Raw genomic sequence first — 18,030 nt, forward strand, 5'->3', positions numbered from 1 at the left:
ATGCGCACCCGCAACACGTATTTCGGGCTCGCCGTCTTCGTCGCGCTGTCCATGATCGCGACCTACACGATCTGGTCGACCTTGCAACGTTCGGTGCCGGGCGACACCCATCGCTACAGCGCCACCTTCACCGATGTGCTCGGCTTACGCACCGGCGACGACGTGCGCATCGCCGGAGTGCGCGTCGGCCGGGTCGACGCGATCGATCTGGTCGACCGCCGCCACGCCGAGGTGACCCTGTCGGTGCAGTCTCGCCAGCACCTGAGCACCACCACCAAGGCGATGATCCGCTATCAGAATCTGATCGGACAGCGCTACGTCGCGCTGGCCGTGGGCGAATCGGCGGGTGAACCACTCCCCGCGGGCGGCTCGATTCCCCTGGAACGCACCGAATCGTCGTTCGACGTCTCCGCCATGCTGTCGGGCTTCGAACCACTGTTCAGCCTGCTGCAACCCGACGAGGTGAACTCGCTGTCGGAAACCCTGGTGCAGGCGCTGCAAGGTGACGGAGTGTCGTTGTCGGCCTTGATCACCCAGGCCGCCGCACTGGCCGCGACCTTCTCCGAACGCGATGAGATCCTCGGCGCGGTGATCACCAACCTCAGCGATGTGATCACCAGCCTGGCCAATCGCAGCGGTGAGCTGGAGACGCTGATCACCCAGTCCCGGGCGCTGGTCAGCGGGCTGTACGAACAGGGTGCGGTACTCGAGGAATCGGTCACGGGAATCGCTGAGTCGACGACGAAACTCACCGACCTCATCACCAGGGTCGCACCGGGTATGGCACAGGCACAGCGACAGGCGAGCGAAGGCGTCGACCTGCTGCTGTCCAATGGTGCGCGGCTGGACCAGTCGGCGATCGAACTACCGCTGATCCTGGCCGGTCTGGCCCGGATCAGCGGCAACGGCACCTACATCAATACCTACGTCTGCAGCCTGGACGTCTCGTTGTGGGGCGTGCTGTTCCCCCGCGGACTGTTCTCCCAGGTCGGCGGCAACGAACACTCGGAGGTCTGCCGATGATCACATTCCTGTTCTCCCTTGTCCGCACGACCCTGCTCGATGCGTTCCGCAACCGGTACTTCGCCCTCGGCATCGCGGCGGGGGTCACGGTGATCGTGCTCGTCCTCGGCTCCGGGATACTCTCGCGCGCCCACCTCGGTGAGGACACCGTCCACGCGGAATTCGCCCAGGCCGCGGGCCTGCGGACAGGCAACAGCGTCGACGTGGCCGGGATCGAAGTCGGCACGGTCACCGCCGTGCGGCTCGAGCGGGATCGTGTCCTGGTCACGATGAGTGTGCGGCCCGACCTCTCCGTGGGTCACGACGCGAAAGCGGCGATCAAGATGTCGACCATTCTCGGCAAGATGCACGTCGAACTCGATCCGGGGGCCGAGGGGCACCTGCCTGGCTCCCGAATCCCGTTGTCGGCCACCACCGTTCCCTACAACCTGGCCAAAGTCGTGAACGATCCGAAATATCGCAATTCCTTCGAGCATCTCGAACGACTCGATCCGAACGCGTTGCGCGCCGGCCTGGACGCGGTGAGCACCCAGCTGGGCGATTCACCGGCGCTCACCGCCCAGGCGCTCGACAGCGTCGGCGCGCTGGCCAAGGTGATCGCCTCGCGGCGCGACGAGGTGGATCAGCTGCTGGGCAGCATGGATCAGGTCTCCGGGCTGATTTCCGACAACCAGAACAGTGTGCTGGTGTTGCTGACCAATGGTCAGGCGATCGGCGACTCCGTCGTCCGGCGTCGCGATCTGATCAGAGAGCTACTCGACAACATCGCCGCAGCTTCGAAAATCCTGCAGGACATGGGCATCGACGACGGCGGCAGACTCGGCCCGCTCATCCACAACCTGAACACCATGTCGCAGGGTCTGGAAAAGAATCGCGAGCACCTCGACGCGCTGTATCAGGTGATGCCGGTGGCGGTTCGCCAATTCAACAACTCGTTCGCCCAGGGACCCTACGGCGACATCTACATGCCGTGGTTGTTCCCGGACAACTGGCTGTGCCTGGCCGACGCGGTAGAAGGGTGCAAATGATGCGGGGGTTGCTGCAATGCCTGGCACTGGTGATCATCACCGGCATCGGTGCGGGCTGTTCGTCGATCCCGGTGTCGCTTCGCCCCGGTGCCGTCCACGTCACCGCGGACTTCGAAGGCGCCGCGGGCCTGTTCGTCGGCAATGACGTGTCGGTCCTCGGAGTCCCGATCGGGCGGGTCGACGCGATCGAGCCCAAGGGCGCCTTCGTCGAGATCGCGATGACCATCGAGCCGGGCGTCGAGCTGCCCGCGAACGTCATGGCCGCTCTGGTCTCCCCCCAGCTCATCACCAACCGTCATGTCGAGTTGACTCCCACCTATACCGGCGAAGGGCCCACACTCGCCGACGGCGCCCATATACCGTTGGCGCACACCAGGACTCCGGTGGAGCTCGATCGTATTCTGCGAAACTTCGAACAACTCGGCGAGGCGCTGAAGGGCGACAACGCGAACGGCCCGATGGCCAGCCGGGTGCTGTTTCCGATGCTCGACGGCAACGGTGACCGAATTCGCGAAACCCTCGACGCCCTCTCCACGACGTTCGAGGTGTCGCTGGCCAATCGCGACCAGATCTCGCGCACCATCGTCGAACTCAACGAGCTCACCACGATGATCGCCGGGAACGACCAGACGGTCCGCGACTTCAGCGGCCGACTCACCGAGCTCGTCGCCCTGCTCGCCGAACAGGCGCCGGGCTTGGCCGCGGTGCTCACTCAGGTCAACGACTTCATCGCCAACACCTCCACGGTGTTGGCCGAGAATCGCGCGCCACTCACCGATGCGGTGAGCCGGCTGGTCACCATCACCGGCCAGATGCGCGACAACGCACGCGGCCTCACCGAGATCGTCGATGTGACGCCGCTGATGGCCGACAACTTCGCCCGCGCGGTCAGCACCGACCAGCAGGCGCTGCGGCTCCACCTGCTCACCGATAAGACATTGCTGGACAACGAGACTCTGTCGCTGCTGTGTGCGCGGGTCGCGTTGCGCGCCGACGGCTGCCGGACGGGCAAACTCATGGACTTCGGTCCGGACTTCGGTCTGACCGCCGCGCTCCTCGGACTGTCCGAATGAGCAGAGCCGCCCGCCTCACCGTCACCGCGCTGGCCGCGCTCAGCGTGTGCTCGTGCACGGTCACCGTCGACAATGTCCCGTTGCCGCGCCCCGGTGTCGACGGGCCGTCCTACCGCTTGCACGCGGTGTTCGACAACGCGCTCAATCTGCCCGAACGGGCCAGGGTCAAGATCGGCGGCACCGACGTCGGGGTGGTCACCAAAATCGATACGACGAACTTTCTCGCCGATGTCGAGCTCGAGGTGCGCCGCGATATCGCGCTACCGCGGGGCACCCGTACCGAATTGCGGCAACCGACCCCGCTGGGTGATATCCACGTCGCCATCGTGCTGCCGGAACACCGGCCAGGGACTCCATTGCTCGCCGACGGTGATGTCATCGACCGCGAGCACACGTCGGCGGGCGCGTCGGTCGAAGAGCTGATGATGGCGATGTCGATGCTGCTCGACGGCGGTGCGATGAATCAGGTCGCCCGCATCACCTCGGAACTGAACGCGATCGTCGGCGGACGCGGGCCCCAGCTGTCGCACCTGCTCACCGAACTCACCGCGACGCTGGGCGCGTTGAATCAGCGCACCGGCCAGATCGATTCGGTCCTGCACGGACTGGACGGGCTCGCCTCCACCCTGCGCGCCCGCAAGGCCGAACTCGGTCAGGCGGCCGACACCTTCCCCGATCTGATCGCTGTGATCGCCGAGAACAACCGCGCCATCACCGATCTCACGACGAAGGTGTCCACGGTGACCGCCGCGCTCGGCGACTTCACCTCGACCACCGGTCCCGAATTCCTCAGCCTGTTCGACAGCGTGCAGGCATTGATGACCGGATTCACTCGGATGGGGGACAACTTGGGCACCACGCTGGACAGGCTCAACACGCTGGGCCCGGTGGCGCGGACGTCGATGCAGGGGTCGAGTCTGGCTGTCGCCGCGCGGATCTCGTATCTGGACATCGGCGCGCTCACCGACACCGAGGGCAGCAGGTTGCCCGACGGCACCGACGTCACCGCGTTCGTCGGCAGCCTCGCCCAGGTCCTGGCTCGGGTGCTGGGCCGGCTGCAGGGAGGCCATCGATGATCCCGCGCGCCGCCACCCTCGTCGTCCGGCTGGCACGCTGGGCCGAACGCCACAAGACCGCCGGGGCCATGCTCGGCATGATCGGGATGCTCGTCATCGGATCCGGCTACATCGCCGTCGACGTCGTCGGCGTGCGGCCACTGCACACGACCTACACCGTGCGGGTCCAGCTCCACAGCTCCGGCGGCCTGCTCCCGCACAGCAACGTCACCGTGCGCGGGGTGCGGGTGGGCGCGGTACGCGCGATCGCGCTCGACGGCGTCGGCATCCTCGCCGAGGCCGAGATCGACAGCGCCACATCCATTCCCGTCGGAACGCCGATTGCGATCGGGCGTCTTTCGGCAGCAGGCGAACAGTATCTCGACTTCCGGCCGACCACCGGCGCGGGACCCTACCTGGCCGATGGTGCGACGGTGGCTGCCGACCAGGTGAGCACCCCGGTCACCATCGACTCGTTCCTGGACAACACCGGATCCCTCATCGCCGGGATGAACCCGGATCGGCTCACGGTGATCGTCGACGAACTCGATCGCGCACTACTCGGCGGCCCCGATGTGCTACGCACTGTGATCAGCGGTCTCAGCCAGGCGATGACCGGCCTCACCGGTCTGCTCCCGCAGACCACCGAGCTGATTCGCAATCTGCGGGTCATCGCCGACACCACCGCGCATGCCCAGCCCGACCTCGCCACCCTGGTTCGCGGGTCGAGCGCGCTGTTCGACCAGATGAACGCCGCCGACAACGAGGTGCGCGAACTTCTCGACGACGGTCCGGGCAGGCTGGCCACCCTCGGCGGTGTGCTCACCGAGACCAGCGACCCGCTGACCAGCCTGGTGACCAATTTCGTCGCCATCACCCGAGCGGCCCGATTGCGGACCCCGGCCATGACAGCGCTGTTTCCCGCCTTGCGCGCCGGTGTGGTCGCCCTCGGAGTCCCGGCCCACGACAACGCCTTTCACACCATGGCGGACATCTGGCCGCGTCCCACCTGCGAATACGAGACCATCCCGGTCTCCCCCGCCGGGGTCTCCGACGGCCGTGGCCGCCTCTACAACTACTGCGTCACCAGCCATCCCGAACTGCAGGTCCGTGGCTCGGCCAACGCGCCGCGCCCCGCCGGACCCGACAACGGATCGGGCCCGCCTCCCGGCGTCACCGGCGACGAGCTCTCCGTCCCCCTGCCCGCCAACTGACTCCTACCGCCGAAGGACGTATCCATGACCACCGACGACTCGCACTCCGAGACCACCGAACCGACCACGGAACTTCGGCGAATTACCCTGCGCCGCTTCGTGGTCCCGGCAGCAGCGATGATCACGATCGCCGCTGTCGCCGCCGCTTCCTTCCTCGCCGTGGACAACCACCGCATCCGCGCCCGTGAACAGGCGCGCGACTCCGCACTCGCGGCGGCCTGCACCTACGCCCCGACGCTGGCTCGCTACGACGCCAAGGACCTCGACACCTATTTCGCCGCCGTGCTGGCAGGCGCCACCGGCAGCTGGAAGACCGAATTCGACGCCACCAGCAAGGATTTGCGCGACGTGCTCACCCAGGGGCAGGTGGTCTCCACGGTCGGCAACGTCACCTGCGCCATCGAGTCCGCCGACGAGACGTCCGCGACGGCGGTGGCCGTCATCAATCAGACCATCACCAGCCTCGGCACCAAGGGCGAGCCCGCTCCCGGACAGCTCTCGGTGAGCATGTCGCTGCGCAAGGACCTCGACCGCTGGCTCGTCAGCGAAGTCAGCACCCCGACGCTGTCGCGCTGATCGAGAGGATGACCGATGACCGACCGAACCGCTTCTCCCCGTACCGAATCGCTCCTGGCCGGTGTGTTGCCCAGCTCTACCGCGCGCCGATACCGGCGACGGAGCGCACGCCTGGCGACCGCGCTGGCCGGACCGCTGCGACTGACCGTCGTGGCCGGACTCGCCGTGACGATGGCAGCACTCATGTCGACCCTCGGCGGAATATTCGCCCTGGCGGCCCTCGTCCGTGGGCTGGAACAGGTGCTGCCCACCTGGGCCGCCTACGCCGTGACTTCCGTCCTGCTACTGACCTGTGCGGCGATAGGTATAGCGATCTGCGTGTGGCTACTCGCCCGCGCGATGAGCGCCGTGCGGTCCTGACCCCCTGCCGAAAATGTTCTGCCGGTTGAGGAATGGCGCACCCGTTCGGCATTCACAGCCGAATTTCGGTCGAGAACACAGCGCGAACCGTAGCGGCCCGTGGTACGGACTGCTATCGTCTTACTTGAAAACTACGCGCGAGTAGTAATTGAATTGATAGCTCGCGACCGACAGCAAAGAATATGGGGAGAACCGCATGGCAGCATTACGCGCATGGTTGTCGCTACCGGAGGTCACGCCGGCCGAGGACTACGGATTCTTCGGACCCGACTCCGTCGCCTGGCGGGTATGGAGTTACCCGACCGGGTTGACCATCGGCTTCCAGCGAGCAGTCGTCATCGAGGAACTCGACCCCGCACTGATCGCGGCCGTGGACACCACCGGTGCGATCTACAGCCGCCCCCGCACTCGCTACGACCGCACGCTGCGCTATTTCGCCATGGTGATGTTCGCCGACAGTCGGTCGACGGCCAGCGCGGCCGACATCCTGGTCAAGATCCATTCCAAGGCCGTGGGAATCGATCCGGTGACCGGGAAGTACTACGACGCGAATGACCCGCAGTCACAGTTGTGGATTCACCTCACCGCCTGGCACTCCCTGCTGATCGCCTACGAGAAGTACGGACCGGGGCGGCTCAGCGCCGACGACGAGTCCCGATACTGGCACGAATGCGCCCGAGCAGCCGAACTCCAAACCTGCGATCCGGCAGATGTCCCCCGTACTCGCGAAGGCGTGGCGCGGTACTTCGAACGCATGCGCCCGCAACTCATCGGATCCGATATCGCGAAGAAGGCGATGAATCATCTCCTCGACGCCGAGGTGATGCTGCCACCGATGCCGCTCGTGCTGCGACCGCTGTTCATAGTCGTCGCGGCATTCCTGCGCCGCGGAACACTGGCCACGATGCCGCGCTGGATGCGGGAAATGGCCGGACTACCGACCGGACGCGTTCTCGATCTCCTCGTCCTGCCCTGGCTGAGCGCGGCGATGACAGTGGTCAGCTTCAATACTCGGCTGCAATTGCTCCTGCTGCAGCTGATCTCGCCGACGACAGTGCCGGTGGCGGCACCGGTGCTGCTCGAATTGACGCCGAACAATCCGGTGACGACGACGCCCCGGCAGGCTCAGAAGAAATATGGATACGACATCCCGTCGCAAGCCCACCACGCACTTCGCGCGAAACAACGCGACCGCGTGTTGACGAACGGCCTCGCCCCCTCCGATGAGGGCATCATCGAATCGCAACCGATCCTCGGCGACATCGCCTGACAACGGAATAGAGAACGACAATGGTGACAAAGCTACTGGAACGCCGGCTCAGTATCCGTCAGATGATGTACCTGGCAATCGCAGGCGGCATTCCCTATATTGCGATCGGTGTGGTCTGGTTGATCACCCACGACAGCCATCTGAGCGACCTGGACGGGCTCGACCGATTGTTCTCCGCGATCGGCCAGATAATCGCTTGGCCCGTGCTGATTATCGCCGATATCGAACTGCGGTAGTCACCCGGTAAATCCGCTCACCTGTGTTCGGTGAGCGGATTTACCGACTTCTCGACCTCACACTCAATCGGGCTGAGCATCGCTGTCCGCATCCCCGGATAATTCGGCCCCCGGCCTGTCCGGCAACGTTCGGATCATGGACCGGACAGTGGGGCGTAATCGTTCGGGCGGAAAGCGTTGCGGATCCGACAGCACCATTCGTCCCAGCACTTCGGTGAACCCGAGCATGACGTGGGCGATCAATTCGACATCGACCTCATGCGGGCCACCGCGCACAGCAAAACCCGCGGTCAGCAGATCGACACACTGGTCGAGGAGCTTGTCGCGGGCCGCGCCGAGCAGTTCGCGATAGTCGGTCGGCGCACCGTCGCTGTGCAGCAGGATCAGGCGCCAGCGGGTCGGGGCGGCGGCGACGGATTCGAGAAACGCCATCACTGCCGCGACGTACTCGCGATCAGGATCGGATTCTTGCAGGTCACGCGGCATAGCAGCGGAGACCTGACCCATTCCCCGTGCGTGTTCGCGGTGCAGCAGGTGCGCCATCAGCTCCGGCGCGGTGGGATACATCGCGTACAGCACCGGCTTGGCTACGCCGGCTTCCTTGGCAACCGCCTGCATGGTCAAATTCGCGAGTCCGGCATCGCCGACGACACGCAGCGCGGCGTCGAGCAGCTGCGTTCTACGCTCGTCCGGCGGAAGTCGGGGCCCGTTGCGACGCTTCGGGCGAGCGTTGGTCTGGATGCTCTCGGTACTCACCACTGCATTATCTCCCACACCCGCAGCGGTCGTCGGCAATCCTCTGGAAAAGTTTCCGCTGAACACTGTCTCAATTAGTTCATTCAGCAGTAGAGATTTCATATCGCTGCACGCACGCGAATCAATAGACGTGCAATCCCTAATTCGGTTCGGGCATCCAGTTCCACTGCCTGTACCGCTGCGCGATTGCTCCGCGCAGCGGTACAGGACAGGTTCACCGTCAGTCCCTCACCGCACCCTGGTCAGAGCTCAGTCCGCGACCACTTCGCTGCGGTCACCGCTCCACAGCGTGTGGAATTTGCCCTCTGCGTCGACGCGCTCGTAGGTATGCGCGCCGAAGAAGTCGCGCTGGCCCTGGGTCAGCGCGGCCGGCAGCCGCTCCGCGCGCAGTGCGTCGTAATAGGACAGCGACGACGCGAACGCCGGTACCGGAATCCCGAGCAGGGTGGCGGTGGAGACCACGCGCCGCCAGCTGTCGATGGCCGTCTCGATCGCCTCACGGAAGTACGGTGCCAGGATCAGGCTCGGCAGGGCGGGGTCCTGCTCGTAGGCGTCCTTGATCCGGTTCAGGAAGCGGGCGCGGATGATGCAGCCGCCGCGCCAGATCGTGGCCAGGTCACCGGGGTGCAGATCCCAGTCGTACTCGGCGCTGCCCGCGGCGATCTGGTCGAAGCCCTGCGCGTAGGCGACGACCTTGGAGGCGTACAGCGCCTGCCGGATGTCCTCGGTGAACTGCTCGACATCGGTGGGCTTGTCGGCGAGGGTGCCCGACGCGAGCCCCACCGCGGCTTTGCGCTGGGCGCGCGAGCCCGACAGCGCCCTGGCGAACACCGCTTCCGCGATGCCGGTCACCGGCACACCGAGATCGAGGGCGGACTTGACCGTCCAGCGGCCGGTGCCCTTCTGCTCGGCGGCGTCGACGATGACATCGACCAGCGGCTTGCCGGTCTTCGCGTCGGTCTGGGCGAGCACCTCGGCGGTGATCTCGACCAGGTAGCTCTCCAGGTCCCCGGAGTTCCACTGCGTGAACACGTCCGCGATCTGCTTGGCGTCGAAACCGAGTGCATCGCGGAACAGGTGGTAGGCCTCGCCGATCAACTGCATGTCGGCGTATTCGATGCCGTTGTGCACCATCTTGACGAAGTGCCCGGAACCGTCGGGGCCGATGTGGGTGCAGCACGGGGTGCCGTCGACCTGCGCGGCGATCGACTCCAGCAGCGGGCCGAGCGACTCGTAGGACTCCTTCGGTCCGCCCGGCATGATCGCGGGACCGTTGAGCGCGCCCTCCTCACCACCCGAGATGCCCGCCCCGACGAAGTTGAGGCCGCGTTCGCGCAGGGCGGCCTCGCGGCGAATCGTATCGGTGTAGAGGGCGTTGCCGCCGTCGATGATGATGTCGCCCGGCTCCATCGCGTCGGCGAGTTCGGCGATGACGGTGTCGGTCGCCTCACCCGCCTTGACCATGATCAACACTCGCCGCGGCTTCTCCAGCGCCGCGACGAACTCCTCGACGGTCTCGGTGCGGACGAAATCGCCGTCACCGCCGTGCTCGGCGAGCAGCGCGTCGGTTTTGGCGACGGAACGGTTGTGCAGCGCGACGGTGTAACCGTGCTTGGCGAAGTTACGGGCAATATTGCTGCCCATCACGGCCAGGCCGGTCACACCGATGTGCGCACGCGCGGTAGAGGTCGACATTGAGATCAGCTCTCTTCGTTCGGCGGGTTCGATGGAGGCGAAAGACGGACTCCTTGGCAGGCAAGTTACTGGGTGCCGGTCCGCCGCCGAACACCTACCACCGTGACCGGGGCTACACGCGGAACCGCGCCGAGCCCGCGTGTCGGCGGGCGCTGCTAGTGTCGGTCGAGTTCTGACACGGGGTGTCTCGCGACCGCGAGGCTGAGAACAGACCCGCCGAACCTGTTCAGGTAATGCTGACGAAGGGATGTCACGGTGTTGCACGCCCACACCACGAAGACAGACTTGTTCACCGACCATCTGTGGGACCGGACCAAGGTCCTGCGCGGTGCGATCGACGACTTGGAATTCCTGCGACACCTCGGCGAGGGCACTTTGCCGCTCGAGGTGTTCCGCACTTACATCGAACAGGATTCGCTGTATCTCACCGGGTACTCGAAGGCGCTGGCTATTCTCGCCGCGAAGTCGCCTGACCCGCAGACCGCGGCTTTCTGGGCGACCTCGTCCGCGAACGCCGCCGCTGTCGAGTCGGCCATGCACGATCAGATGCTCACCGGTGGCGCGCTGCCTCCGCGGCAGGGCGAGCCGGAGCATTCGCAGACCTGCCTGGCCTATGTCTCCTACCTGATCGCCGCCGCCGCGACCGAGTCCTACGCCGTCGCCGCGGCGGCCGCGCTGCCCTGTTTCTGGATCTATGCCGAAGTGGGGCGCGACCTGGCCGAGAGCGCCGCGAAGGTGATCGCCGCCGACTCCGCCCACCCGTACGCCCAGTGGGTCACCACCTACGGCGCAGCGGAGTTCCAGCAGTCCGCGGCCACGGCCCGATCGCTGGTCGACGCCGCTGCCCAGTCGGCGAGCGAGCGCGAGCGGGCGGCGATGGAGAAGGCTTTCATCCTCGCTGTGCGCTACGAGTTGATGTTCTGGGACACCGCCCTGCATCCGCAGCCCTGGCCTGCCGCATGAGCGCGCGTCTTCGCCGCGGGCTCGCGGTCATGGCAACCGTCGTCGCGACCCTGTCGCTGCTCACCGCCTGTGGTTCGGGCGGCGACTCCGATCGAACCATCCGGTTCGCGCTGGACTGGACGCCGAATACCAACCACGTCGGGCTCTACGTCGCGTTGCAGCGCGGCTACTTCGCCGACGCCGGTTTGGATGTGCAGGTCCTGCCGTACAACAACACCTCGGTCGACACGATGGTCGATGCCGGAAACGCGGAATTCGGGATCAGCACCCACAATTCGTCGACCTTCGCCCGCGCCTCGGGTGCGCAGGTCAAGTCGGTGCTCGCCCCGCTGCAGCACTGGGCCACAGGCATCGGCGTGCGCGCCGACCGCGCCGACCTCGCCAGACCGAAGGACCTCGACGGCAAGACCTACGCCGGCTTCGGCGACCCGGGCGAGCGGGAGGCACTGCAGCAGGTCATCCGCAACGACGGCGGCACCGGGGATTTCACCTCGGTGATGCTGGGTTCGTCGGCCTATGAAGCGGTCTACTCCGGCAAGGCGGACTTCACCGTCTCGTATCTGGCGTGGGAAGGGATCGAGGCCGAACACCACGGCACCCCGATGCGGTACTTCCGGTACACCGACTTCGGTTTCCCGGACTCGTACGCGATCGTGATCGATGCCAACGAGGGCTGGCTGGCCGAGAACCCCGACCGCGCCGCGAAATTCGTGCAGGCGCTGCAACGCGGATACCAGTTCGCCGCGGACAATCCGGACGCGGCCGCCCAGGATCTCATCGATGCCAATCCCGGCGCGTTCAACGACGAGGCGCTGGTCTTCGAGAGCCAGCGCATGCTGGCCGCGCAGTTCATGAAGGACGCCGGCGGCAAGGTGGGCACCCAGACGGTGCAGCAATGGTCGGCGAACTCCAGCTTCCTGTATCGGGGCGGTCTGCTGACCGGCTCGGATGGAAAGCCGCTGACCACCGAACCCGACTGGTCGACCTATTTCACCAATGAGTACCTCGCCACCCCGTGAGCTGTCCGTAGCCGCGTCGCCGCTGGTTCCCACCGGCGACGACGGCGGGACGGCTCGCTGGGCCGGCATCCGATGGGCAGTGCCGTCGTTGGTCACGGTGGCGGTGCTCGTCGCGATCTGGCAGGTCTACGTCACGAGCAGCGGTGTCCGTCCGCAGGTGCTGCCGTCACCGCTGCGGGTCGTCCAGCAGGGTTGGGCACACCGGGACGAGATCATCTCGCATGCGGCCGCCACCTTGCAGGTGACGCTTGTCGGGTTCGCGGTGTCGCTGACGCTGGCGTGGGTGCTGGCGGTGATCGTGGACTTCTCGCCCTGGCTGCGGCGTGCGTTGGTGCCACTGTTCGTCGCGTCGCAGACCGTGCCGATCGTCGCGATCGCGCCGCTGATGATCATCTGGTTCGGGTTCGGTCTCCTGCCGAAGATCTTGGTGGTCGCGCTGGTGACCTTCTTCCCGATGGCCATCGGCCTGATCGAGGGCTTCGCCGCGGCCGACCGTGACGCGGGCGCGCTGCTGCGGAGTATGGGCGCTTCCCGGCTGCAGGAGTTCCGTTATGTGCGACTGCCGTCCGCGCTGCCGCGGTTCTTCACGGCGCTGCGGATCGGCATCACCTACGCGGTCGTCGGCGCGGTGTTCGCCGAGTATGTCGGCGCGAGCGTCGGCCTCGGCATCTATATGAGCCTGCAGAAGAACTCGTTCCGCACCGACCTGGTCTTGGCGGCGGTGCTGGTCACGGCACTGCTGAGCATCACGCTGTACCTGTCGACGTTCGTGATCGAACGCCTCGTCGCGCCGTGGTCGCGCGAGCAGAACAGGAGCCGACGTGACTGATGCCGAGGACGACCGCATCGTCGTAGACCACCTCACCAAGTCGTTTCCTCAGCCCGGTCGGCGCAGCCCCGACCTCGCGGTGCTGGGCGGGGTTTCGTTCACTGTCCGATCGGGCGAGTTCGTCACCGTCATCGGGCCGAGCGGCTGCGGCAAGAGCACCGTGTTCAACATGCTGGCCGGACTCGAATCCCCCGACTCCGGCAGCGTCGGCTTCCGCGCGGCCGACGGCGAGGACACCGCCGCGCACTGCGCCTACATGCCGCAGAAGGACCTGCTGTTCCCCTGGCGAACCGTCCTCGACAACACCATCCTCGGCTTGCGGGTGCAGGGTGTTCCGAAAACGGAGGCCCGGCGCCGCGCCCGCGAACTGTTCCCGGTCTTCGGCCTGTCCGGTTTCGAGGACGCCCGCCCGTCGCAACTGTCGGGCGGAATGCGACAGCGAGCCGCACTGCTGCGGACCGTCGTCCAGGAGCGTGAACTGTTGCTCCTCGACGAACCCTTCGGCGCGCTCGACTCACTGACTCGCACCGAGATGCAGTCGTGGTTGCAAGAGGTCTGGCAGCGCTACCGCTGGATGGTCCTGATGATCACCCACGACGTCCGTGAGGCGGTGTACCTGTCGGACCGGGTGATCGTCCTGTCGGCGCGCCCGGCCACCGTGCGCCACGAACTGCGCATCGACCTGCCGCGGCCGCGGGGGTTGTCCACCATCACCGCCCCGGAATTCGTCGCGCTGGAAGAGGAACTTCTCGCGATCCTGCACGAGGAGTCTCGTCGGGCGTTCACGGAACAGCGGTAGCTCGAGCGACGCCGAACTGTTGTGCCGAAGCGGCGAACAGCGATTGGCCGCCGTTTCCCTGGGTAGGCGCACCCTATGGGCTCGTCGTACCGCGCCGGGCACAAGACCACCGCCACCACCGTGACAGGAGACCAGCGCCGATGATCGATAGGCACAGTATCGCCGAACTGCCGACCACCGCTGTCCGCACCGCCTTCCAGACAGGGGCGCGGATTCGGCACGCACGGGTGTTCCACCCCCGCGGCATCCGCCTGGCGGGCCGGTTCCATGCCACCAGCGACTACGTGCCGTGGTTCGGCCCCGGCGACCGAGCGGTCATCGCCCGGGTGTCGAAAGGCGTCGGCAGTCCCGGCGGAGTGCCCGATGTTCTCGGGCTGGCGTTCCGGGTACTCGATCGCGACGAGCGCCCCTGGGACTTCGCGCTGGCAACGACCGGCACCAGCACGCTGGGCCGGTTCGTGATCACCCCCGCCCGCGCCTGGTCCAGCGCCCGTTTCGGCACCCTCCTGCCCTACCGATTCGCCGACGCATCACCGGTCTGGCTGTTCGCCGAACCGCTCGACGCCGACGACCTACCGAATACGGCGTCCTTGCGAGCCCTCGACGATCACCTCGACGACCAGGTGATCCGATTCTCGCTCGTCGCCGATGGGATCGGCCGCCCACCCGAGATCGTCGGCGAACTCGATCTGCGGCGAGCCGAGCCCGGCGAACACCGCACCGACTTCTTCGATCCGATCCTCAACCGACCGGCCGACGTCACGATGATCCCCCAGGCAGTGAACTGGCTGCGCGAAAGTGCCTACACCGGCAGCCGTCGCGGCCGCACCGACGACAGCGCCCAGCCCGCGACCTGATATCTCGCAGGACGATCTCCGATTCGGCTCCCGAGACGCGGGCATTCGACCGGTGAACCACCTCGTGTTCCCGGATGAAAGAGAGCCCAATGCTCATGAGACGAGCCCACCGTCGCGTCCACCCCGTGGGTCGCGTCGCCTTGTTGGGCGTTCTCATATCGGCGGGTGTCATTGCCTGCGCGACGACCACCGAATCGCGAGGCACCGGCGGGGACACGGCGTCTGCGAACGGGCTGGTGATCGGTCCAGCCGCCGGTGCGCGGTTATGCGACACGTTGTGGGCCGATCTCGCCAGCTGGCGCCAACAGGGCAGTGCCATCGCTCGCGTGAGGTTCAACGGTGTGGTCCACATCTGGGCACTGCGCAACGGTGCGATCAATATCGCCGTCGCCCGCGACCGCGACGCGATCGACGCTGTCACGCGCGACCAGTGCCCCAACGCACGCCAGCAGGTCACACAGATCATCGACACCGTGGATCTGGCCTCGGGACTCGTCGGATTCTGAATCGCGGGTGGGCACCGTGCGGCACTCGGCAGGTACCGCCGTGCCGTTTTCGTTGTGAAACCGGTTGGTACACAGACGAACTCGCGGACGGATCGGACCACCGTTTGACCCCTCGGATACCGGGTAAGCGGCCGACGATCAGGAGGATATCTGGATGACGGAGAGTGTTGCCGAGCGCGAGCCCGTGGCGCAGGACTGGTCGCAGGGCCCGTCGGCGCTGCGGTGGCGGTCGTGGTGGGGCGTGCTGCGCCGCACCGTGGCCGAGTTCATGGAAGACAATGTGACCGATTGGGCCGCCGCGCTCACCTACTACAGCGTGATGTCGATTTTTCCCGGCATCATCGTACTCACCGCATTGCTCGGGCTGCTCGATCCCTCGGCGACCGCCTCCTTCATCCAGACCATCGAGCAACTGGGCCCCGGTCCCGGCACCGAACTGCTCGTCGACGCCATCCGGGAGTTGCAGGGCTCCCGCTCGCTGGCGGGCCCACTGGCGATCGTCGGTGTGGTGACGGCGCTGTGGACGGCTTCCGGCTATATCGGGGCCTTCATCCGGGCCTCCAACACGGTCTATGACACCGAAGAGGGCCGCCCGATCTGGAAGACGCTGCCGCTGCGTGTCGGGCTGACCGCGGTGATGGTGCTGCTGATCGCGGTGTGCGTGGTCGGGGTGCTGTTCACCGGCCGCTTCGCCGAAGCGGCGGGTGAGTGGCTCGGCATCGGTTCGGTCGGCGTGCTGATCTGGGACATCGTCAAGTGGCCGGTACTCGCCGTGCTCGTCAGTCTCGGAGTGGCCCTGCTGTATTGGGCCGCGCCCAACGCGCAACAGCCGGGATTCCGGTGGCTCTCGCCCGGCAGCGTGCTCGCGGTGCTGGTGTGGATCGCCGCCTCGGCCGGCTTCACCCTCTACCTGGCCGATTTCGGTTCCTACAACAAGGTGTACGGCTCGCTGGCCGGTGCCGTCGTCTTCCTGGTGTGGCTGTGGCTCAGCAATGTCGCGGTACTGCTCGGCGCGGTATTCGACGCCGAACTGGCTCGCGGCCGCCGCATCGAACAGGGCCAGGACCCCGACCACGAACCCGTCCTCCCCCCGCGAGATTCACCCGAATAAGGAGGTAATGCCATGGCTGACACGCACACCGGACCACCCGATCGCTCGGTGGCCGAACTGGTCGACGACGCCACCCAGCAGATCACCCGCCTGGTGCGCGACGAGATCGCGCTCGCCCGCGTCGAGATGCAGGACCGCACAAAAGGAATCGCTCGCGGCGTCGGAATCGCCGGCGCCGGAGGACTCGTCGCCTTCTACGGCGGCATCGCCCTCACCGCCGCCGCTGTCTTCGCGCTCGCGCTCGTGCTGCCGAACTGGGCAGCCGCCCTGATCGTCGGCGCGGGGCTGGTCGTAGTCGGCGCGGGGCTGGGACTGCTCGGCAAAAAGAATGTCACCGAAGCCGCGCCGCCGGTGCCGAGGGAAGCGATGCAGAGCGTCAAGGAAGACATCGAGATCGTCAAGGACGGGAGTAAGCGATGAACGAGCCCAACGATCCGGAGGCACTGCGCCGGGACCGCGAACAGGCACGGCAGGAGCTCGGCGAGACCGTCGCCGAGTTGACCGACAAGCTGGACGTCCCCGCACGCGCGAAGGACAAGGTCCACGACGCGGCCGACGCGGCCAAGGACCGGGTGACCGACGCGAAATATCAGGCACTGGCCGCCGCCGACCAGGCGCGGGACAAGGCAGAACAGGTGCAGGCCGTCGCCAAGGAGAAGACCCGGCACGCGGCCGAGAAGGTCGAGTCCTCAGTTCCCGAGCCGGTGACCGAACGTGGCAAGCAGGCGGCCGAGGTGGCTCGCCGGAATCCGATTCCGGTGGCCGCGGCCGCGATCTCCGCCACGGCACTGATCTGGTGGCTGGCACGGCGGCGGCGGTCATGAAGACGCTGTATCGCCCCCTCGGCATGGCCGTCGGGGTGCTCGGTGGCATCGCCGCCGGGGCGGTGTTCAACCGGGTCTGGGGTGTGGTGGCCGGCGGCGAACAACCGCCATCGGCGACTGCCCGCGACCACACCTGGCGTGAGGTTCTGCTCGCCGCCGCGCTGCAGGGCGCGGTCTTCGGCCTGGTCAAGGCAGCAGTGGACCGCGCGGGCGCGACCGGCTACAAGTCTCTGACCGGGACCTGGCCTACCGATTAGCACCCACCTGACGGCAAGTCCGGTGGATTCGGTTTGGACCCGATGCGCTCGGGTATCTGCCGGTTTGCAGATCGAACCACAGACCGCCGCCGGGGACGGGATGGCCGAACTCCTGACCGGCCGGCGGGCGGTTGCCGGGGCCAGCGCGTCCCGTCCGGACGCTGACCCAGTCGACGGTCCCGGCAACCGCCAACCACCCGAGGCGCGCCGACTGGTCGGCCTCACGCACGAATCGCCTGAACCGCTTTCGACCTGACTGACGAGGTCTCAATCCTCGCCGTGAGTCCCGGTACGTCGATCGGATTCGTCGTTCTCGGTGGTCAGTCCATGCTGCCCCTCGACCCCGATCACCGCCGCCACGTCGCCGTGTAGATGCCGTACGGCGGCGTCACCGTCGTTATCGGCGATCGCGATGTCCCGACGCCACTGAGCGACAATGTCCAGGCGGTCCATGAACTCCTCCTTCGACGATATGGTGAACGGCTCGCGGCCGACGGCCGCACCGTCGTGTTACCTCGAAATCCGCATCCCAAACAGCCGCGCCTGAGCGCCGTACTCCTGTTTGCGCTTTCGGGCCCC

Annotated in this window: 22 protein-coding genes and 1 riboswitch; of the genes, 19 read left to right on the forward strand and 3 right to left on the reverse strand. The window is 66.5% G+C overall.

Annotated features, from left to right (window positions below; all coding sequences use genetic code 11):
* The 9 genes from OHS03_RS14095 (at nucleotide 1) to OHS03_RS14135 (ending at nucleotide 7,835) form a co-directional block, all read left to right on the forward strand.
* Complete coding sequence (locus tag OHS03_RS14095) at nucleotides 1-1,023, forward strand: MlaD family protein (protein ID WP_328663155.1); 1,023 nt, start codon at nucleotides 1-3, stop codon at nucleotides 1,021-1,023.
* Nucleotides 1,020-2,051 carry an MlaD family protein gene (locus tag OHS03_RS14100; RefSeq protein ID WP_328663156.1) on the forward strand — a complete coding sequence of 344 codons (1,032 nt, stop codon included), beginning with the start codon at nucleotides 1,020-1,022 and terminating at the stop codon, nucleotides 2,049-2,051. The genes OHS03_RS14095 and OHS03_RS14100 overlap by 4 nt, the downstream gene beginning before the upstream one ends.
* On the forward strand, nucleotides 2,051-3,124 hold the full coding sequence (locus OHS03_RS14105) for an MCE family protein (RefSeq protein ID WP_328663157.1): 1,074 nt from the start codon (nucleotides 2,051-2,053) through the stop codon (nucleotides 3,122-3,124). The genes OHS03_RS14100 and OHS03_RS14105 overlap by 1 nt, the downstream gene beginning before the upstream one ends.
* Nucleotides 3,121-4,200: an MCE family protein gene (locus OHS03_RS14110; protein ID WP_063005789.1), complete on the forward strand. Its 1,080-nt coding sequence runs from the start codon at nucleotides 3,121-3,123 to the stop codon at nucleotides 4,198-4,200. The genes OHS03_RS14105 and OHS03_RS14110 overlap by 4 nt, the downstream gene beginning before the upstream one ends.
* On the forward strand, nucleotides 4,197-5,393 hold the full coding sequence (locus OHS03_RS14115; protein ID WP_328663158.1) for an MCE family protein: 1,197 nt from the start codon (nucleotides 4,197-4,199) through the stop codon (nucleotides 5,391-5,393). The genes OHS03_RS14110 and OHS03_RS14115 overlap by 4 nt, the downstream gene beginning before the upstream one ends.
* Nucleotides 5,394-5,417: 24 nt before the next feature.
* On the forward strand, nucleotides 5,418-5,969 hold the full coding sequence (locus OHS03_RS14120; protein ID WP_328663159.1) for an Rv1363c family protein: 552 nt from the start codon (nucleotides 5,418-5,420) through the stop codon (nucleotides 5,967-5,969).
* A 15-nt stretch (nucleotides 5,970-5,984) separates the two neighbouring features.
* Nucleotides 5,985-6,329 carry a hypothetical protein gene (locus OHS03_RS14125; protein WP_328663160.1) on the forward strand — a complete coding sequence of 115 codons (345 nt, stop codon included), beginning with the start codon at nucleotides 5,985-5,987 and terminating at the stop codon, nucleotides 6,327-6,329.
* A gap of 196 nt (nucleotides 6,330-6,525) precedes the next feature.
* Entirely contained in the window at nucleotides 6,526-7,599 is a 1,074-nt protein-coding gene (locus OHS03_RS14130) for an oxygenase MpaB family protein (protein ID WP_328663161.1), read from the forward strand.
* Between the two features lie 20 nt (nucleotides 7,600-7,619).
* Complete coding sequence (locus OHS03_RS14135) at nucleotides 7,620-7,835, forward strand: hypothetical protein (protein ID WP_328663162.1); 216 nt, start codon at nucleotides 7,620-7,622, stop codon at nucleotides 7,833-7,835.
* Nucleotides 7,836-7,898: 63 nt separating this feature from the next.
* Here the strand turns inward: OHS03_RS14135 and OHS03_RS14140 are convergent, their stop codons facing one another.
* Together OHS03_RS14140 and gnd are read right to left on the reverse strand one after the other, a co-directional pair.
* Nucleotides 7,899-8,591 (reverse strand): TetR/AcrR family transcriptional regulator, encoded by a 693-nt coding sequence (locus OHS03_RS14140; RefSeq protein WP_235569277.1) that lies wholly within the window; start codon nucleotides 8,589-8,591, stop codon nucleotides 7,899-7,901.
* A 249-nt stretch (nucleotides 8,592-8,840) separates the two neighbouring features.
* Nucleotides 8,841-10,286, reverse strand: a complete 1,446-nt coding sequence (gene gnd / locus OHS03_RS14145) for an NADP-dependent phosphogluconate dehydrogenase (RefSeq protein ID WP_056809500.1) — start codon at nucleotides 10,284-10,286, stop codon at nucleotides 8,841-8,843.
* A gap of 168 nt (nucleotides 10,287-10,454) precedes the next feature.
* A riboswitch (TPP riboswitch) is annotated at nucleotides 10,455-10,551 on the forward strand.
* Between gnd and OHS03_RS14150 the strand changes: the two genes are divergently transcribed.
* The 10 genes from OHS03_RS14150 to OHS03_RS14195 all read left to right on the forward strand — a co-directional run bounded on the left by OHS03_RS14150 (nucleotide 10,542) and on the right by OHS03_RS14195 (nucleotide 17,451).
* Nucleotides 10,542-11,249: a TenA family protein gene (locus OHS03_RS14150; protein WP_328663163.1), complete on the forward strand. Its 708-nt coding sequence runs from the start codon at nucleotides 10,542-10,544 to the stop codon at nucleotides 11,247-11,249. It overlaps the preceding riboswitch by 10 nt.
* The gene (locus OHS03_RS14155; RefSeq protein WP_328663164.1) at nucleotides 11,246-12,268 is read left to right on the forward strand and encodes an ABC transporter substrate-binding protein; all 1,023 of its coding nucleotides are present in this window, start codon (nucleotides 11,246-11,248) and stop codon (nucleotides 12,266-12,268) included. The genes OHS03_RS14150 and OHS03_RS14155 overlap by 4 nt, the downstream gene beginning before the upstream one ends.
* The gene (locus tag OHS03_RS14160; protein ID WP_328663165.1) at nucleotides 12,246-13,097 is read left to right on the forward strand and encodes an ABC transporter permease; all 852 of its coding nucleotides are present in this window, start codon (nucleotides 12,246-12,248) and stop codon (nucleotides 13,095-13,097) included. The genes OHS03_RS14155 and OHS03_RS14160 overlap by 23 nt, the downstream gene beginning before the upstream one ends.
* Nucleotides 13,090-13,896, forward strand: a complete 807-nt coding sequence (locus tag OHS03_RS14165; RefSeq protein WP_328663166.1) for an ABC transporter ATP-binding protein — start codon at nucleotides 13,090-13,092, stop codon at nucleotides 13,894-13,896. Before OHS03_RS14160 ends, OHS03_RS14165 begins: the two co-directional genes overlap by 8 nt.
* A gap of 140 nt (nucleotides 13,897-14,036) precedes the next feature.
* Complete coding sequence (locus tag OHS03_RS14170; RefSeq protein ID WP_328663167.1) at nucleotides 14,037-14,753, forward strand: phosphodiesterase; 717 nt, start codon at nucleotides 14,037-14,039, stop codon at nucleotides 14,751-14,753.
* A gap of 326 nt (nucleotides 14,754-15,079) precedes the next feature.
* The gene (locus OHS03_RS14175; protein ID WP_131816831.1) at nucleotides 15,080-15,259 is read left to right on the forward strand and encodes a hypothetical protein; all 180 of its coding nucleotides are present in this window, start codon (nucleotides 15,080-15,082) and stop codon (nucleotides 15,257-15,259) included.
* Between the two features lie 154 nt (nucleotides 15,260-15,413).
* Nucleotides 15,414-16,370, forward strand: a complete 957-nt coding sequence (locus OHS03_RS14180; RefSeq protein ID WP_328663168.1) for a YihY/virulence factor BrkB family protein — start codon at nucleotides 15,414-15,416, stop codon at nucleotides 16,368-16,370.
* A 12-nt stretch (nucleotides 16,371-16,382) separates the two neighbouring features.
* Nucleotides 16,383-16,790: a phage holin family protein gene (locus OHS03_RS14185; protein ID WP_056809511.1), complete on the forward strand. Its 408-nt coding sequence runs from the start codon at nucleotides 16,383-16,385 to the stop codon at nucleotides 16,788-16,790.
* The gene (locus tag OHS03_RS14190) at nucleotides 16,787-17,194 is read left to right on the forward strand and encodes a DUF3618 domain-containing protein (protein ID WP_056809513.1); all 408 of its coding nucleotides are present in this window, start codon (nucleotides 16,787-16,789) and stop codon (nucleotides 17,192-17,194) included. The genes OHS03_RS14185 and OHS03_RS14190 overlap by 4 nt, the downstream gene beginning before the upstream one ends.
* A complete protein-coding gene (locus tag OHS03_RS14195; protein WP_056815158.1) occupies nucleotides 17,191-17,451 on the forward strand; it encodes a DUF4235 domain-containing protein in 261 nt (86 codons plus the stop codon). Before OHS03_RS14190 ends, OHS03_RS14195 begins: the two co-directional genes overlap by 4 nt.
* A 267-nt stretch (nucleotides 17,452-17,718) precedes the next feature.
* Here OHS03_RS14195 and OHS03_RS14200 read toward each other — a convergent pair whose 3' ends face one another.
* The gene (locus tag OHS03_RS14200) at nucleotides 17,719-17,904 is read right to left on the reverse strand and encodes a hypothetical protein (protein WP_328663169.1); all 186 of its coding nucleotides are present in this window, start codon (nucleotides 17,902-17,904) and stop codon (nucleotides 17,719-17,721) included.
* Nucleotides 17,905-18,030: the final 126 nt, after the last annotated feature.

Origin of the sequence: Nocardia salmonicida, from assembly GCF_036142455.1 — a bacterium.
Lineage (GTDB): Bacteria > Actinomycetota > Actinomycetes > Mycobacteriales > Mycobacteriaceae > Nocardia > Nocardia salmonicida.

Bases quoted from the DNA above. Each gene is read 5' to 3' on its own strand.
- OHS03_RS14095 (WP_328663155.1), top strand. From the start codon at position 1: ATGCGCACCCGCAACACGTATTTCGGGCTCGCCGTCTTCGTCGCGCTG.
- OHS03_RS14100 (WP_328663156.1), top strand. From the start codon at position 1,020: ATGATCACATTCCTGTTCTCCCTTGTCCGCACGACCCTGCTCGATGCG.
- OHS03_RS14105 (WP_328663157.1), top strand. From the start codon at position 2,051: ATGCGGGGGTTGCTGCAATGCCTGGCACTGGTGATCATCACCGGCATC.
- OHS03_RS14110 (WP_063005789.1), top strand. From the start codon at position 3,121: ATGAGCAGAGCCGCCCGCCTCACCGTCACCGCGCTGGCCGCGCTCAGC.
- OHS03_RS14115 (WP_328663158.1), top strand. From the start codon at position 4,197: ATGATCCCGCGCGCCGCCACCCTCGTCGTCCGGCTGGCACGCTGGGCC.
- OHS03_RS14120 (WP_328663159.1), top strand. From the start codon at position 5,418: ATGACCACCGACGACTCGCACTCCGAGACCACCGAACCGACCACGGAA.
- OHS03_RS14125 (WP_328663160.1), top strand. From the start codon at position 5,985: ATGACCGACCGAACCGCTTCTCCCCGTACCGAATCGCTCCTGGCCGGT.
- OHS03_RS14130 (WP_328663161.1), top strand. From the start codon at position 6,526: ATGGCAGCATTACGCGCATGGTTGTCGCTACCGGAGGTCACGCCGGCC.
- OHS03_RS14135 (WP_328663162.1), top strand. From the start codon at position 7,620: ATGGTGACAAAGCTACTGGAACGCCGGCTCAGTATCCGTCAGATGATG.
- gnd (WP_056809500.1), bottom strand. From the start codon at position 10,286: ATGTCGACCTCTACCGCGCGTGCGCACATCGGTGTGACCGGCCTGGCC.
- OHS03_RS14155 (WP_328663164.1), top strand. From the start codon at position 11,246: ATGAGCGCGCGTCTTCGCCGCGGGCTCGCGGTCATGGCAACCGTCGTC.
- OHS03_RS14160 (WP_328663165.1), top strand. From the start codon at position 12,246: ATGAGTACCTCGCCACCCCGTGAGCTGTCCGTAGCCGCGTCGCCGCTG.
- OHS03_RS14170 (WP_328663167.1), top strand. From the start codon at position 14,037: ATGATCGATAGGCACAGTATCGCCGAACTGCCGACCACCGCTGTCCGC.
- OHS03_RS14180 (WP_328663168.1), top strand. From the start codon at position 15,414: ATGACGGAGAGTGTTGCCGAGCGCGAGCCCGTGGCGCAGGACTGGTCG.
- OHS03_RS14185 (WP_056809511.1), top strand. From the start codon at position 16,383: ATGGCTGACACGCACACCGGACCACCCGATCGCTCGGTGGCCGAACTG.
- OHS03_RS14190 (WP_056809513.1), top strand. From the start codon at position 16,787: ATGAACGAGCCCAACGATCCGGAGGCACTGCGCCGGGACCGCGAACAG.
- OHS03_RS14195 (WP_056815158.1), top strand. From the start codon at position 17,191: ATGAAGACGCTGTATCGCCCCCTCGGCATGGCCGTCGGGGTGCTCGGT.
- OHS03_RS14200 (WP_328663169.1), bottom strand. From the start codon at position 17,904: ATGGACCGCCTGGACATTGTCGCTCAGTGGCGTCGGGACATCGCGATC.